This window comes from Gordonia sp. NPDC003950 (assembly GCF_053605205.1).
In genome coordinates, this window is sequence record NZ_JBSGIT010000007.1 from 127,348 (window position 1) to 142,237 (window position 14,890).

17 protein-coding genes are annotated in these 14,890 nt (G+C 67.1%); 11 read left to right on the forward strand and 6 right to left on the reverse strand.

The annotated features are described in order from the left end of the window. Positions 1-75: 75 nt before the first annotated feature. Genes hemE through ACWETB_RS08135 form a run of 4 tightly spaced genes read left to right on the forward strand, consistent with a single transcriptional unit; the run spans position 76 to position 3,406 of the window. On the forward strand, positions 76-1,137 hold the full coding sequence (gene hemE, locus ACWETB_RS08120) for a uroporphyrinogen decarboxylase (RefSeq protein ID WP_452210448.1): 1,062 nt from the start codon (positions 76-78) through the stop codon (positions 1,135-1,137). 2 nt (positions 1,138-1,139) lie between these two features. Beyond that, complete coding sequence (gene hemG, locus ACWETB_RS08125) at positions 1,140-2,540, forward strand: protoporphyrinogen oxidase (RefSeq protein WP_452210450.1); 1,401 nt, start codon at positions 1,140-1,142, stop codon at positions 2,538-2,540. A 48-nt stretch (positions 2,541-2,588) separates the two neighbouring features. After that, a complete protein-coding gene (gene hemQ, locus ACWETB_RS08130; RefSeq protein WP_449744624.1) occupies positions 2,589-3,284 on the forward strand; it encodes a hydrogen peroxide-dependent heme synthase in 696 nt (231 codons plus the stop codon). Then, positions 3,281-3,406 carry a hypothetical protein gene (locus tag ACWETB_RS08135; protein ID WP_449744623.1) on the forward strand — a complete coding sequence of 42 codons (126 nt, stop codon included), beginning with the start codon at positions 3,281-3,283 and terminating at the stop codon, positions 3,404-3,406. Before hemQ ends, ACWETB_RS08135 begins: the two co-directional genes overlap by 4 nt. 16 nt (positions 3,407-3,422) lie before the next feature. On the opposite strand, the gene msrB is transcribed toward ACWETB_RS08135, so the two are convergent. Beyond that, entirely contained in the window at positions 3,423-3,854 is a 432-nt protein-coding gene (gene msrB / locus ACWETB_RS08140; protein ID WP_449744622.1) for a peptide-methionine (R)-S-oxide reductase MsrB, read from the reverse strand. Between the two features lie 205 nt (positions 3,855-4,059). Between msrB and ACWETB_RS08145 the strand changes: the two genes are divergently transcribed. Beyond that, positions 4,060-4,242, forward strand: a complete 183-nt coding sequence (locus tag ACWETB_RS08145) for a hypothetical protein (protein ID WP_449744621.1) — start codon at positions 4,060-4,062, stop codon at positions 4,240-4,242. A gap of 129 nt (positions 4,243-4,371) precedes the next feature. On the opposite strand, the gene ACWETB_RS08150 is transcribed toward ACWETB_RS08145, so the two are convergent. The 3 genes from ACWETB_RS08150 to ACWETB_RS08160 all read right to left on the reverse strand — a co-directional run bounded on the left by ACWETB_RS08150 (position 4,372) and on the right by ACWETB_RS08160 (position 8,181). After that, complete coding sequence (locus ACWETB_RS08150) at positions 4,372-5,640, reverse strand: glycosyltransferase family 87 protein (protein WP_449744620.1); 1,269 nt, start codon at positions 5,638-5,640, stop codon at positions 4,372-4,374. A 92-nt stretch (positions 5,641-5,732) separates the two neighbouring features. Further along, on the reverse strand, positions 5,733-7,298 hold the full coding sequence (locus tag ACWETB_RS08155) for an alpha/beta hydrolase (protein ID WP_452210570.1): 1,566 nt from the start codon (positions 7,296-7,298) through the stop codon (positions 5,733-5,735). A gap of 115 nt (positions 7,299-7,413) precedes the next feature. Continuing rightward, positions 7,414-8,181 (reverse strand): pyrimidine reductase family protein, encoded by a 768-nt coding sequence (locus tag ACWETB_RS08160; protein WP_449744619.1) that lies wholly within the window; start codon positions 8,179-8,181, stop codon positions 7,414-7,416. Positions 8,182-8,218: 37 nt separating this feature from the next. On the opposite strand from ACWETB_RS08160, the gene zapE reads away from it, so the two are divergent. The 5 genes from zapE to ACWETB_RS08185 all read left to right on the forward strand — a co-directional run bounded on the left by zapE (position 8,219) and on the right by ACWETB_RS08185 (position 12,313). Continuing rightward, a complete protein-coding gene (zapE, locus tag ACWETB_RS08165; RefSeq protein ID WP_452210454.1) occupies positions 8,219-9,232 on the forward strand; it encodes a cell division protein ZapE in 1,014 nt (337 codons plus the stop codon). Between the two features lie 78 nt (positions 9,233-9,310). Further along, positions 9,311-10,384, forward strand: a complete 1,074-nt coding sequence (locus ACWETB_RS08170) for a hypothetical protein (RefSeq protein WP_452210456.1) — start codon at positions 9,311-9,313, stop codon at positions 10,382-10,384. A 13-nt stretch (positions 10,385-10,397) separates the two neighbouring features. Beyond that, positions 10,398-10,598: a hypothetical protein gene (locus ACWETB_RS08175; RefSeq protein ID WP_449744616.1), complete on the forward strand. Its 201-nt coding sequence runs from the start codon at positions 10,398-10,400 to the stop codon at positions 10,596-10,598. A gap of 106 nt (positions 10,599-10,704) precedes the next feature. Beyond that, complete coding sequence (locus tag ACWETB_RS08180; protein ID WP_452210458.1) at positions 10,705-11,109, forward strand: DUF6285 domain-containing protein; 405 nt, start codon at positions 10,705-10,707, stop codon at positions 11,107-11,109. A gap of 13 nt (positions 11,110-11,122) precedes the next feature. Beyond that, positions 11,123-12,313 carry an acyl-CoA dehydrogenase family protein gene (locus ACWETB_RS08185; RefSeq protein WP_452210460.1) on the forward strand — a complete coding sequence of 397 codons (1,191 nt, stop codon included), beginning with the start codon at positions 11,123-11,125 and terminating at the stop codon, positions 12,311-12,313. A 26-nt stretch (positions 12,314-12,339) separates the two neighbouring features. Here ACWETB_RS08185 and ACWETB_RS08190 read toward each other — a convergent pair whose 3' ends face one another. Next, positions 12,340-13,344, reverse strand: coding sequence for a phosphotransferase family protein (locus ACWETB_RS08190; protein WP_452210462.1), 1,005 nt, complete (start codon positions 13,342-13,344; stop codon positions 12,340-12,342). A 180-nt stretch (positions 13,345-13,524) separates the two neighbouring features. Here ACWETB_RS08190 and ACWETB_RS08195 point away from each other — a divergent pair, with 180 nt between their 5' ends. Continuing rightward, on the forward strand, positions 13,525-14,256 hold the full coding sequence (locus ACWETB_RS08195) for a DUF2306 domain-containing protein (RefSeq protein WP_452210464.1): 732 nt from the start codon (positions 13,525-13,527) through the stop codon (positions 14,254-14,256). On the opposite strand, the gene ACWETB_RS08200 is transcribed toward ACWETB_RS08195, so the two are convergent. Next, complete coding sequence (locus tag ACWETB_RS08200) at positions 14,229-14,789, reverse strand: GNAT family N-acetyltransferase (protein ID WP_449744610.1); 561 nt, start codon at positions 14,787-14,789, stop codon at positions 14,229-14,231. The two genes, ACWETB_RS08195 and ACWETB_RS08200, sit on opposite strands and share 28 nt — an antisense overlap. Between the last annotated feature and the right edge of the window lie 101 nt (positions 14,790-14,890).

Here is a 14,890-nt window from a genome sequence, read left to right on the forward strand (position 1 = left end):
TGACCCGACCGCAGGGTCCGACCGATCGGGCTCCGCGGACCGGATTGTGCTGAGGACATGGCAGAGTGAGTACCGATGTCGCACACACAAGCAACGCGCCGAACCCACACCCGAATGCCGCTGGTCGCGGCCGCACGCGGCCAGACCCCGACCCGCCGCCCGGTGTGGTTCATGCGGCAGGCCGGGCGTTCGCTGCCCGAATATCGCGCGATCCGCGCCGATCACGGGATGCTCGAATCCTGCTTCGACCCCGAGCTGGTCTGTGAGATCACCATGCAACCGGTCCGGCGCCACGACGTCGACGCGGCGATCCTGTTCTCCGACATCGTGGTTCCACTAAAGGCGGCGGGTATCGACCTCGACATCGTGGCCGGCACCGGACCCGTCATCGCCGCGCCGGTTCGGACATCGGCCGACGTCGAGGCCTTGCCGCGACTCGAACCGGGCTCGGTCGGTGCGGTGGCGCGGGCGGTGCGCCTCATCCTCGACCAGCTCTCCGAGACCACCGCGCTGATCGGATTCGCCGGTGCGCCGTTCACCCTCGCGTCTTACCTGATCGAGGGCGGCCCGAGCCGGAACTACGTTCACACCAAGGCGTTGATGCGGTCCGAGCCCGCGACCTGGCACGCGCTGATGGGGCGTCTCGCCGACATCACCATCACCTTCCTGCAGGTGCAGCTCGACGCCGGTGTCGACGCGATCCAGGTCTTCGACTCGTGGGCGGGAGCGCTCAGTGCCTCCGACTACCAGACCTACGTCGCGCCGCACACCGCCCGGGTGTTCGCCGAGGTGACACCCTACGACGTGCCGCGCATCCACTTCGGCGTGGGGACCGGAGAGCTCCTCGCCTCGATGGCGGCGCCCGCCGACGTCATCGGCGTCGACTGGCGGGTGCCCCTCGACGAGGCCGTGCGCCGCGTCGGATCCGGTAAGGCGGTGCAGGGAAACCTCGATCCGACGGTCCTGTTCGCCGGCCCGACCGTCGTCGAAACAGAGATCAAGCGGGTCATCGACGACGGCACACGCGCCCTCGCCGCCGGCGCGACCGGCCACATCGTCAACCTCGGTCACGGAGTTCTGCCCGACACCGATCCGGACGTGCTCACCCGCGCCGTCGAACTGATCCACGCGCTCTGACGATGGCGGTGCGCATCGCGATCGTCGGCGCCGGGATCTCCGGCCTGGTTGCGGCGCTGCGTCTGCGGCAGGGATTCGGTGCCGACGCACAGATCGACGTGTACTGCGACGATGACCGCCCGGGCGGCATCCTGCGCACCGTGGACGTCGGCGGATCGCCGGTGGATGTCGGCGCCGAGGCCTTCATCGTCCGCCGACCCGAGGCACTCGATCTGGTCACCGAACTCGGACTGGCCGACCGCGTCGTGTCGCCGACCACCCGGCGACCGGCGATCTGGTCCGCCGGCACGTTGCATCCGCTGCCGGCACCCGCCTTGATGGGGATACCGCGGTCGGCGACGGCGGTCGAGGGTCTTGTCGATCCGGTCGACCTGAGGCTCATCGACAGCGAACCCACCCGACCCCTGCGCTGGCATCCGGGGACCGATATCAGTGTCGGCGAATTGGTCGCCGGGCGGTTCGGTCTGTCGGTGGTGGATCGTAGCGTCGACCCGATGCTGGGCGGGGTCTATTCCAGTCTTGCTCGTGATATCGGTGTGCGCGAGGCGATTCCGGCTCTGGCGGCGCGCCTGGACGCGGGGGCAGGGAGCCTCACCGAGGCCGTCGGTGGCCTGCTCGACGAGAGTCGCGGTACCGGACCCGTCTTCGGCACACTCCTCGGTGGGTATCAGGTGCTCGTTGACGCCGTGATCGACGCAGCACGCCCGCGACTCATCACCGGATGTGCGGTCGCCGAGGTCACCCGAGTCGAGCGCTCCTGGTCGGTTCGCACCGCCGCGGGCGCCGGCCCCAGACCGGTTTATGACGGAGTCGTCGTGGCGGTCCCGGCCTGGATCGCCGCGCACCTTCTGCGCACTTCGGTACCCGCCGTCGTACCAGGACTGCGCGCCGTCGAACCTGCGTCGTCGGTGGTGGTGTCGGTCGCCCTGCGGCCGGGAACCCAGCTGCCCGACAACTCCGGGGTGCTGGTGGCCACCGGAGAAGACCTGCGGGCCAAGGCATTCACGCTGAGCTCACGAAAGTGGGCGCACCTGGACTCACCCGACCGTCCCGTTTCGGTGCGAGCGTCTTTCGGTCGCTACGGTGCGCCGATCCCCGGCGAGGACACCGAACCGGGCATCGACGAGCGATTGCGGGTGTGGGCGCTCGATGATCTCGACCGCGTGTGCTCCGCGGCCGGCGTCCCGGCGCCGTCGTCGCGAGTTGTGGCGACCTATCTGCAACGGTGGACGGGCGGCCTGCCGCGCTACGCCCCGGGCCATCTCGCCCGGATGACGCAACTACTCGGGGAATGTCCGCGCGGGCTGGTGCTGGCCGGGTCGTCGTATTCCGGTGTCGGGGTGCCGGCCTGTATCGGACAAGCCGGGCGTGCGGCCGCAGCGCTGCTCGACGACCTCGGCTGAGCATCCCTGGCTGCCGGGCACATCGGCGACGGTGGCACGATTGACGACATGAGCCGCCTGGATTACGCCGCACTGAACTCCACCATCCGTTACCTGATGTTCTCGGTCTTCTCGGTCCGGCCCGGAGAACTCGGCGACGACCGGGACGCCGTGAAGTCCGACGTCACCGACTTCTTCAAGTCTCTCGAGGACACCGACGTGGTGGTCCGCGGCGTCTACGACGTCTCCGGTCTTCGGGCCGACGCCGACTACATGATCTGGTGGCACGCCGAGAAGCTCGAAGATCTGCAGGCCGCCTACAACCGGTTCCGTCGCGAGACCCTGCTGGGACGCGGGAGCAACGCGGTGTGGAGCAACGTCGCGCTGCATCGCCCGGCGGAGTTCAACAAGAGTCACATCCCGGCCTTCCTGGCGGGGGAGGAGCCCGGCAACTACATCTGCGTCTACCCGTTCGTGCGGTCGTATGAGTGGTACTTGCTGCCCGACGAGGAGCGGCGCACGATGCTCGCCGACCACGGCAAGGCCGCCCGCGGGTACAAGGACGTCCGGGCCAACACCGTCGCATCCTTCGCGCTCGGCGACTACGAGTGGCTCTTGGCCTTCGAGGCGCCAGAGCTGCACCGGATCGTCGATCTCATGCGCGATCTGCGTGCCACCGAGGCCCGCATGCATGTGCGTGAGGAGACCCCGTTCTTCACCGGTCCGCGGATAGAGCCGACGGCGCTGGTCGACGCACTTCCGTGAGGCAGCGGCGGTCGTGGTTGGGATTGGCGGTGGTCACCGGCGCGGGTCTGGTCTCGTCCGGGTGCGCAGTGGGACTCGACGGCATCCCGTTGACGATCGAGTCGGTGACGGTGTCGGACTGAGACGGTGTCGGACTGATCAGCCCTCGTCCGGCTCCATCGTCAGACTGATCGAATTGATGCAGTAGCGCAGGTCGGTGGGGGTGTCGTAACCCTCGCCGGCGAAGACGTGACCCAGGTGGCTGCCACAGTTGGCGCACAGCACCTCCGTGCGGCGCATGCCCAGCGAGTCGTCGGATCGTTCGATGATCGCGTCCCCGGCGAGCGGGGAGAAGAACGACGGCCACCCGCAGTGCGAGTCGAACTTCTGCTCGCTGCGGAACAATTCGGAGCCGCACGCGCGGCAGCGGTAGACGCCTACGGTCTTGCTGTCGGTGTACTCACCGGTGAAGGGGGCCTCGGTACCGGCTTGGCGAAGGACGCGATACTCGGCGGGGGACAGGCGTTCGCGCCACTCGGCGTCGGACAGGTCGGCGAGATCGGCAGGACTCTGTGCGGGCGTGTCGGTCATGTCGTCCACGGTACGAGGCGACGGCCGGTGCCGCCACGACGGCGTCCTCCGAACAGCGCGCCCCAGACCAGGACACGAGTCGTTCAAGTGTCGGGGCGCGCGCGGATCATCTCCCGGGAGGGCTCACTGTCGTCCGGTGCAGGGAACACCCTCACTCGGGCAAGACTGGTCCGTCACCCGGCGAGTCAAGGCGTGGAAGCCGCGGATGTCGACCGACTTCGACACCATCCCGGTCGTCTGGACCGATCAGGCGCGGCGTCAACCGGTGCCGTCGCCGGTGAATCGTTCGATATCCGACCGGATCGATGACCCGCGGCGCGACGTGCGTGACACGTCGGCGAGTGGCGGCGGCCGCGTCGGACGGATTCTCCTGTTCTTGGTGTTCTGAACAGTTCGTGCGTGGCCGTACCGCGTCGTCGGCGCGGATGAGTGACATCGCACGATCGCTCACCGACGAATGCTTCCGCACGACCGCGGTCGCCGAGCGGCAGCATGCCCAGGGCTGGTGACCCGGGGATTACGCCGAGGCCGACTCGGGTGATGTCGTGGCGGACACCCCTGTCACGTCGCCCTCAGCCGACGGCGACCACTGGTTCCACCGTCCCGCCACACCGTCGCGGCGCATGTCCAGATACCGGAACAGCAACGAACAGAACACCGCGATCATCAGCAGCGACCACCCCCAGGTGACTTTGTTGTACTCGAGTTGCCGCCCGAATCCGTCCCATCGGGTCGATAGGAAGCTGTCGAGCGTGAAGCAGCCGTACACACCGAGCCAGGCGGGCCAGTTACGCATCGCGGAACCGGGGATCAGCACCGTCATCAGCAGCGGGAACAGCAGCATCGAGTAGTAACCCTGGCCGAGTGACCCGACCAGAAACGTCGTGCACAGCAACACTCCCGACGACGTGGCCATCCACAGCAGTTCATTGGTGTGCCGGTAGTAGCGATAGAGGAACCACAACGAGAAGATCGCCATCAGCGTGAACGCGATGCGCAGGACGACGATCAGCCAGTCGGCCACTCCGAAGTAGGCGCCGTTGCCGGTAATGGAGCTGTTGTAGTAGTCGCGGGTCGAAGTCAGGTACGGAACCGTGTGCGACAGGAAGGACTTGGGGTCGGCCGACACCGGCCACGCCAGAATCGTGAGCAGCACGGGAATGCCGATGGCGCCCACGAATATCCGCCACTGACGCGTCAGCAGAGGAAGCAGTAACAGCGGCGCGAGGACCGGTTTGACGGCCAGCGTCAGGCCGATGGGCACGCCGGCCCACCAGTCGTGGTTGCGCAGCATCAAGATCATGAACGCGAGCATGCCGAGCAGGACGAAGGCGTTGAAGTTGGTGAAGATCAGCGTGTGCGCGACGGTCTCGGTGCTGAAGAAGAAGAACAGCACCGTCGGCATCACCCAGGTGTTCACGCTGTACCCGAACAGCCGCGTGATCAGGTAAGCGCACGCGATCAGCGCGATCACGCTGACAGCGATGAACAACCAGCGGGAACGCTCGGGGTCGATGACCGCGATCGGCGACATGAGCAGCGTGCCCGACGGCGGGTACAGATAGTGCGGGTCGACGGTGTCAAGATTCTCCGCGTACACCGGCCGATGGTTGAGGAAGGCCAACGCGGCGTTGTAGACCGGTTTGAAATCGTCGGTTCGGTCACCGTTGACGCCGAGAATCACCGAGCGCTGGAGAATCATCAGCACGCTCAGTGGCCAGAGCACCAGCGGGATGATGCGTTGCGCGGGCATCTGCGGGTAGAGATACCTGTCGAGAATTGCCACCCGCGAACCGTACTACGGACGCCACCCGGAATTCGATCAGCCCCGCGCGGGCACACCGCCGCGCCCACCGGGGTGGATCTCGTCGAAGGCAGTCAGCTGGGGCACCCACGGTCGGCGGGACCGGTGAGCGGGTACTTCTCGACATACTCGGCGACGAGGTCGGCGACGCAGCTGCTGCGCGACACCGCCGAATACCCCAACCCGGCCCAGCTGACGGTCACCGGCTGGGCCTGGGCTCGGGCGAATACAGGGTCGAGTGCCGCGGCGCCGGTGCCGCCGTTGATCGGGTCTCCGGGGTTGTCGAGGATCAGCGGCACCACCGGGAAGCTGTTGGGCGGGTTGACCGCCTCGGCCGGTGCCCAGCCGTTACACCGCATCAGCGACAGCGCGGTGTCGGTGCCGGTCAGCGGATTCTGTTTGGTCCAGGTCGTGATGAGGCCGTTGATCTCGTTCTGGCTGACGGGGCCGCTGACGTCGTTGCATTCGGCGACGATCTGTCCATCGGTCAGACGCAGTGCCTCCGACCGCGTGGCCAGATCACGAAGTGCGCCGACGTCACCACGGTTGGCTGCGGAGATGGCGGTGGCGACGCCGCCGATCCCGTCGGCGGTGCCGGGTGCCAGCGCGATCCCGGTGGTGATCGCGGCGAGCGCCTGGGTGTCGGACAGCCCGCCGAGGTCGCCGGTGCGTCCCTTCGCCAGGACCGAGGCGATGGTGTCCGCGCCGTCGGACCCGAGCGCGCAGGCCGACCCGAGCGCTGCGCACCGTTGCGCGAACGTGGTGAGGGCGGCCTGGACACCGGTGGCCTGCGCGGCGCCGGTGTCGCGGGCGTTGGCGCCGAACGGAACGGGGGTGTCGAGGATCATCCGGCCGGTACGGCCGCCGTACAGGGAGGTGTAGGCGATCACCACATCGGACCCCTCGCCGAGCCCGATGAGACCGAGCTGGGGGACATCCCAGGCCTTGCGCAGGGTCTCCAGGTCGGAGGCGGCGCCGGCGACGCCGAAGGCCAGTTGGTCGGGGGACAGGGTCTCGGTACAGCCGTCGGACGCCGACGAGGCGGCGGTGGCCAGCGCGGCGATGCGCCGGTCGGTGGTGGCGCCCGGGGTGAGACCGTTGTCGGCCATGGTGTCGCGTTCGGTGCGGGTCAGGCAGTCCAACGCGGTGCTGCGGGGAATCCCGCGGCGATCGATCGCGACGATCGGATGCTTGTCGACGAGCGAACGTCCCGGACCGGATGCGAGCAGCATCAACGCCCGCGACGACGGCATGTCGACGCCGGACGTCAGGACGAGCGGTGAGGCGTCGGCGGGGGTGGCGTCGGTGGTGATGCGAGTGGCGGCGACGGTGAGTCCCGAATTGGACTGGTCGGGGTCGATGGGCGAGGTGTACTTCGCGCAGTCGACCGTCACACCCGACTGCACGGTCACCGCGTAGGCGTCGGCGATCGCGGGTCCGCACCCCGACCACGAGAGTTCCTTCGCCGGCTTCTGCAGGGTGGGGACGGGCGGAGGTGCACTCGAGGTGGCCGGCGCGGCGCCACCTTCTCCGCCACCCGGAACGAGATCCGGTCCCGGGTTGGGGCCGACGGCGCAACCGGCGACGCCGAGAACGACGACCGTCGCCGCCATCAGCTGCCGGCGCGCTCGACGCCACATCGCGCGCCGGCCCATCTCGGCTCGCCGGGGTGACGAGGCCGGTCGTGAATGTGCGTCGCCACCTGAACCCATGACGGCGAGCCTAGTCATCTCCGCACACCTGCTTGGTCACCGATCAGTTCGCGCGCGTCCAGCGGGTGTAGAGGAAGCCGTCGTCGTCGCCGAGGATGTGGTGTGGACGCATCGTCGGCGGCGTGTCGACGGGCGCGGGTCCGTGCGCGATGCGTGCGGCGTCGCCGGCGGCGAGGGTCGGGCTGATGGTGAGGCACAGTTCGTCGAGGAGGTCGTCGGCGATGATCGACCCGAGCAGGCCCGGACCGCCTTCGCAGAGGACCCGGAGCAGGCCCCGCTCGGCGAGATGGTCGAGGACGCGGCCGAACTCGACCTTCTCGGTTCCGCAGTCGACGATGGTCGCGCCGGCGTCCATCAAGGCCCGGCGGCGGTCGGCCGGTGAGTCCGCACAGGTCAGGACGGTGGTCGCCGGGTGGGACAGCGGTGGGTAGTCGGGCTGGATCGACAGCGAGTTGCTGATCAGCACCAATTCCGGTGCCGGCGATTGGCCGAGGTCGCTGCGTGCCGCCGCGAAGGCCTCGTCGGCTTCGGGCTGGTGATAGCTCTCGGCGGTCGCGGTGCCGGCCCCGACCACCACGACATCCGCCAGGCCGCGCAGGGTCCGGAAGATCGCGCGGTCGGTGTCGGACCCCAACCCTCCGGACTTGCCGTCGACCGACGACGCCCCGTCGACCGAGGCGACCATGTTCGCGCGGACCACCGGGCGGGTGAGGTCGTCGGGGTAGGGATAGTAATTGCTCAGAACGCGCAATCGGGCGGCGTCGTCGAGCTCATCGGATGTGACCTGGGTCGCTTTATGCTGATAGAGCATTATTCCTCGTGGTCGGCACTGACTAGGCTTGCGGTCCATGGTGGCACGTCTGTCCGACCGGAACCCGGTGGTCCCTCCCGAGCAGTTGATCGAGGAGATGGTCCCGCCGTCCACATTCGACGACGTGAGCTTTGACAGCTACATCCCCGATCCCAACGAGCCGTCCCAGGCGCAGGCGGTCGCCAAGGCCCGCGCCTTCGTCGAGCGGGCACGTTCGGCACGGGGCGGCAAGAAGGGATTGTTCTCCCGGAAGAAGGACCCGCAGGGAATCGGCCTGTACCTCGACGGCGGGTTCGGCGTCGGCAAGACCCACCTGCTCGCGTCGATCTACCACGCGATGCCCGCACCGAAATCGTTCGCCACCTTCGTCGAACTGACCCACCTCGTCGGCGCGTTGGGCTTCATGAACGCCGTTGAACGCCTCTCCGAGCAGAACGTGCTCTGCATCGACGAGTTCGAACTCGACGATCCGGGCGACACCATGATCGTGTCGCGGCTACTCACCGAGCTCACCGCCAAGGGCGTGTCCATCGCCGCCACCTCGAACACCCTGCCCGGACAGCTCGGCGAGGGTCGGTTCGCCGCGCAGGACTTCCTCCGCGAGATCAAGAAGCTCTCCGCCATCTTCGAGACCATCCGCGTCGACGGTCCCGACTACCGGCACCGCGACCTGCCGCCGGCCCCGGAGCCCAAGACCGACGCCGAGCTGACCGAGCTCGCCACGTCGACGCCCAATGCGACGCTCGACGACTTCGATGAGCTCTGCGCCCATTTGGCCAAGCTGCACCCGTCGAAGTACAAGGATCTCGTCGAGGGCGTCTCGCTGGTCTGCATCTCCGACGTGCATCCGGCGTCGGATCAGTCGGTGGCACTGCGGATCGTCGTTCTCGCCGACCGCCTCTACGACGCCAACATCCCGGTCACCGTGTCCGGCAGCAAACTCGACGAGATCTTCACCGAGGAGATGCTGCACGGCGGTTACCGCAAGAAGTACCTGCGCGCGACGTCGCGACTGCTGGCATTGTCGAGGTTCGCCGAATCGTCTGTCTGAGGCGACGGTTCGCCTGCATCCGGGCCGGCACCGCTACCGTGGGTCCCGCCGGAACCGATCTGACGAGGGGCGCGTGCAGTGAAAGAATACGAACTGTCCGAAGCGGATTCGGCGGCGTTATCCGATGCGATCTTCGCGCCGTGGGGTGTGAACCGGATGGACATCCGCCAGTACGGATCTGTGGAGAAGGCCCTGGCGAAGCTCGGTCCCGAACCAGAGTGGGATCGGGCGGTGTTCGTCGTGAATGTGCGCGGGGGCTCATCGGTCGGCATGCATGCGCGCATCCGAACCGGCGTAGGCCGTAGCGGTTGGCATGGACCGCGCCACTCCGAACCGCCGGTGACCCTGGAGATCGCCGAGGCGATCGGTGCCTCGATCATGACTACCGACCGGATGACGGTGATCATCGCGGCCGACCGTGCGACGGGCGGAATTCATGCGTACACGTCGACCGGTCCGGAAGCCTCGTTCTGGAACGAGGCGACCCTGTCGGTGGATCGCGCCGAGATCGGGAAGCTCTTCGGTGAGCGTGTCGATGGGGCTGCGGCCGAAGGCGATTCGATCCCGGAGGCGGACAGGTCCGACTGGCGTGCGGTGCTGCCGGAGGATCGGCAGCTAACGGGCACCCTGGTCCGGATCGAGGGTGTCGCGCGCGACGAGCGGGGAGCGGTGGTCATCTTGCCGTCAGGTACCACAACCGGCGATGAGCAGCGATACTTCGCCGCCGACGATGCTCCGCGGGTGACCGGCGACCTCGCCATCGTCGCCGAGGGTGACGATTCCGCGACTCGGGTCCGCGTCCGGACCGATCTCCTGCGGGTCAGACGACCGCGTCCGCCTGTGCGCGCCGGCGTGTTCACACAGAACCTCGCAGGCCGCTGGCGGTTGGTGCGGGTGCAGGAGACCGAGGTCGACTTCGACGAGACCGCCGACGACGAGGCCTGGTTGGATGGTCGGCCGGACCCGTCGGCGACGACGCGGAACGCATTGGGACCGGTCGAGGTCGGCCTACGGATCGAACTGACCATTCGTCCCGACGGATCGTTCTACGAGCTCACCGACGGTCGCATCGAATCGTCGATCCGGTTCTACGACGACGGTAATGACCACTCCCTGGGGAGCATGTTCGCCCGGGCACCTGGTCAGCCGTGAACGACGTGACTTCATGCGATCGGCGTGGGACGACCAGGCGTGGGGAGCGGTCGGGCGGCAGTCGTACCCCGACATCGTCGAAGAACTCATCCTCGGTCCCGACGGCACGTTGACCCGAGTGCAGAACGTCGTCGATGACGGGATGTACCGAATCCGGATCACCCTGGAGTACACACGTGTCGGTGAGTGGGACTCCGGGCAGGCTCCGGAGTAGCCCGCCGCAGGTTAGGCACAGATTTCCGATTGTGTTCCATGTGTCATTGACCACACCCCTGCGACCTGACTAGCATTGGCCACCAGGTTGTGCATGACACCCGGGGATGGAGCCGAAGACGTTGGATGTCAGTGACTTTGGTTCCTCGGGACGTGATCTGGCAGCAGCCGACGACTTCTACGACCGACCCACGGTGATCGAGCTGGTGGGCGCGGTACGTGAGTTCCTGGCCGGTGCGGTGATGGCCGAGACCGCAGGGTCCACCCGATTCCACGCACGAGTGGCGGCCAACGTCCTGGCCATCGTGGAGCGCCAGCTCGCCGCCGATCCCGCAGCCGTCGACGACTTCCATGCCGCGCTCGCCGGACTGGGTGTCACCGATGCCGTCGAACTCGTCGACGGCATCCGCGACGGCACGTTGGCCGGCGACGACCGTGTCCACGCACTTCTGACCGCCTCGGTGGAAGCCAAACTCCGCGTGGACAATCCCACGCTGATCGAAAAGAAGTGAACGGGGACAACAGATGACCTTCGAGGTGCCCGAGCACGTCCGGCCGCTGCGTGATCGCGTGTACGAGTTCCTTGTCGAACTGGTCGAACCGGCCGAACCCGAACTCGATGCGGGCGGTCCGGATGCCGACAAGATCATGGCGGAACTGCGCGCCGAGGCCAAACGCCGCGACCTCTGGGCACTGGGTCATCCCACCGAGATCGGTGGTGGGGGACTGCCGTTCCTGGATTACGTCTACGTCAACGAGGTGCAGGGTCGCAGCGAATACGGGCAACTCGCCCTGGGCACCTGGACGCTGCAGGACTCGATCATGCTGCATCGTCACGCATCCCCGCGCTGGCGCGACATGTACCTGGAACCGCTTGTGCGGGGCGAGATCTCGCCGAGTTTCGGGATGACAGAGCCGGACGTGGCCGGATCGGATCCGACTGGTCTGCAGACCACGGCTGTCCTCGACGGTGACGAGTGGGTCATCACCGGTCGCAAGTGGTTCACCACCGGCGCCGCACAGGCCGCGTACACGACGGTGATGTGCCGGACCGAAACCGACGCCCCACCGCACCGTGCATTCTCGATGATCATCGTGCCCACCGACAATCCCGGCTATCGGATCGTTCGGGACACGCCGGTTCTGGGCTTCGGTGGTCACCACTTCGAGGTGGCCTACGACGATGTGCGAGTGCCCGCGGAAAACATTCTCGGACAACGGGGTAACGGATTCGTCATTGCTCAGGAGCGACTCGGACCGGGGCGCATCTTCCACGCCATGCGATGGCTCGGGCAGGCGCAACGGGCGTTCGATCTCATGTGCAACCGGCTGATCGGACGCACCGCATTCGGTGAGCCACTCGCCGACAAGCAGTTGATGCAGCAACACGTTTTCGAGTCCTACAACGAGATTCAGGCCGCGCGTCTGCTGACCCTCAAGGCGGCCGAACGCATCGACGCGGGCGATCAGGCGCGAGTGGAGATCGGCGCCATCAAGGTCTACGGAGCGCGGATGCTGCACAACGTGATCGACCGCGCGGTACAGGTGCACGGTGCTGCCGGGCTCACCGATGACACCCCGCTCGGCAAGATGTACCGCAACGCCCGATCGGCGCGGATCTACGACGGCCCCGACGAGGTGCACATCTCGACTGTCGGGCGGCGCATCCTGAAGGAATACCGCAACGGCGGCAACTGGGAATTCGGTGTGCGCTGAGGAGGTTTCGACGCGGAGTGCAAACCTCAGACCCGCGCACCGAGCAGACTCAGCAGTTCCCACTCGTTCTCACTGACCCGGCGCCCGATGGCGGCCAATTCCACCGACCGGGTGGCGCCGGTCAGGTGCCGCTGCGCCTGATGCACGCAGATCAGTCCCCACCGCAGGGTGCCGTACACCTGCCACCAGAACACGGCGTCGCGGTCGACGGTCGTTCCGCTCTCGGATTCGTATGCGCCGACGAACTCGTCGAGATCGCATAGCCCCCCGACCACACCTGCGCCACCGAATCGCCACGCCTTCACGCACATCCAGCCCAGATCTTCCAGCGGATCGCCGACGTGCGCCAGCTCCCAGTCGAGGACGGCGGCCAGGCCGTCGTCGTCAACCAGGATGTTGCCGACCCGAAAATCGCCGTGCACCAGCGTACGTCCGGACTGCGCCGGCCGGTGATCTTTAAGCCACGCCAAGGCGTATTCGAAGGTGGGCATCGGGCGGTCGATGGCATCGAGTTCACGGTGCCAGGACTCGAGGGGGTCGTCGTCCGGCAGCCCCGGAATCGTGTCGGGATCGATGCTGTGCAGACGGGCCAGACCAAGCCCCAATTGCGCACCCAGCGCGTCTCGTGCGGCCGCGAAACGCTCATCGCGCAGGATCTTTCGTGGGATCGATTCACCGTCGACGCGATCCATCACGACGAAATCGCCACCGATGTCCGGGTGGTTCTCACCCGCGGCGACCACTGCGGGCGACGACACCCCGGCCTGCGAAGCGGCGCGCATCAGCGTCGCTTCGCGGGTGAGTGACGAATCCTCGAGCGCACCAGGAAGATCGAGACGGAGGATGAGGTTCAAAGGCACGTCGTCGATGGTGGCGCCGAAGGCCCACGTCTGCCGTGACGCGCCGGCCGGCAGGCGCGTCAGGTCGGTGACGGTGACGTTCCCGGTATGGTGCACCTCTCCCAGAACTGCGACGAGTCCTGACGAAATACGTTCGGCCAGTTCGGATTGACGGGAGTCTGACGGCGGCATGGCTGAAGTCTACGGGCCCATCGTCGAATATCGGACCGATTGGGACGCCCCGGCCACCCGGCACCCGGAAACCGGGGTGGATGTGCGGGTTTACCCGGTGTCGGTCCCGACCCGACATTCGTAGTCTCGATGTCACCGCGAACTCGTCACGGCGAGTTCCCCTGACCCGGAGGGACACTCATGGCCGCTACGAGATTCGTCAGGGGGCGGTATGTGGTGATCGTGTTGACCTGTGTGGCGGTCGCCGTGATGGCGCCTGCGCCGTACATCGGGTCGCGGATGCACGAGGTGGCGGCGAACGACACCGGGCTGGCGGCGCACTACGCGACGCAACCTCATTGGGTGGTCACGGTTCTCTACGTCCACATGTTCAGCGCCGGTATCGCACTGGGCATCGGGCCGCTGCAGTTCTCGAGGTATGTGCGGTCGAGGTGGGCGTGGCTGCATCGCGTGGTCGGGCGGGTGTACGTTCTTGCGGTCATTCCCGCCGGAGTGTCCGGACTTGTTGTGTCCGCGTTCAGCGCGGCAGGTCTTGCCGGGCTCTTCGGATTCGGATCGCTGGCGCTCCTGTGGCTGACGTTCACCGCACGTGGCACGCTGTGGGCCCGCCGCGGGGACATCGCACGCCACCGGGCGTGGATGATCCGGGGGTTTGCGATGACCTATGCCGCGGTCACCCTGCGGCTCTGGCAGAGTCTGCTGATGGCCGTGATCGAGGCGGCCGGGGGCGCCGGCGACGTCTTCGCCAGCGCGTACGCACCGGTGCCGTTCCTGTGCTGGATTCCGAATCTCGTTGTCGCCGAGTACCTGATCGCGCGGCGTGGACTCCCCGGATTGCGGTACGTGGTCCCGCCGATGGCGACGCCCACCGCGCCGGTGGTGTCTCAGACGAGTGGCAACGCCATCACATAGTCATGTTCGATGCTGCCACCCAGGTCGAAGGTTTTCACACCGGCCCGAGCGAACCCGAACTTGCCGTAGAAACGTTGGGCCCGAACGTTTTCCTGATTGACGCCGAGCCAGACCACCACGCTGCCGCGGCGTCGGGCCCGATCGACTGCCGCACGCATCAGCAGGTGCGATGGGGGATCGGCGCGAAGGCGACCGTGGTGGTCGGGGAGCACGTACATCTTCGAGATCTCCGAGCAGGGCCGTGCCGTGACGGCGGCCGCGACGTCGGGATCCGACGGATCCCGGTGATGAACGAGCGCGTAGCCGAGGAGGTCGCCGCCGTCGGTGCGCGCGAGGAAAACGTCGGATTCCGGGGACCGTACGAAGTCGGCGAAGTTGTCGGGGGACAGATGTGCCCGGATGAAACCTGCGATGTCGTCGGGTTGCGCGTGGGGCGGACATGCCAGCGGGAAGGTGGCCGCGGCGACCTCGGCAATGGCGACGGCCGACGCGGGGTCCGTAGCCCGCTCGACCGTGATGGTGGGTGCCGTCATGATGTGGGCCTCACTTCGCACAGATAACCCCTCGCATGACGTGCCACGCGAGGGGGAGTGGGGATGGGCGTGCTACTTCTTGCCGCAGGTGCAGTTCTCTC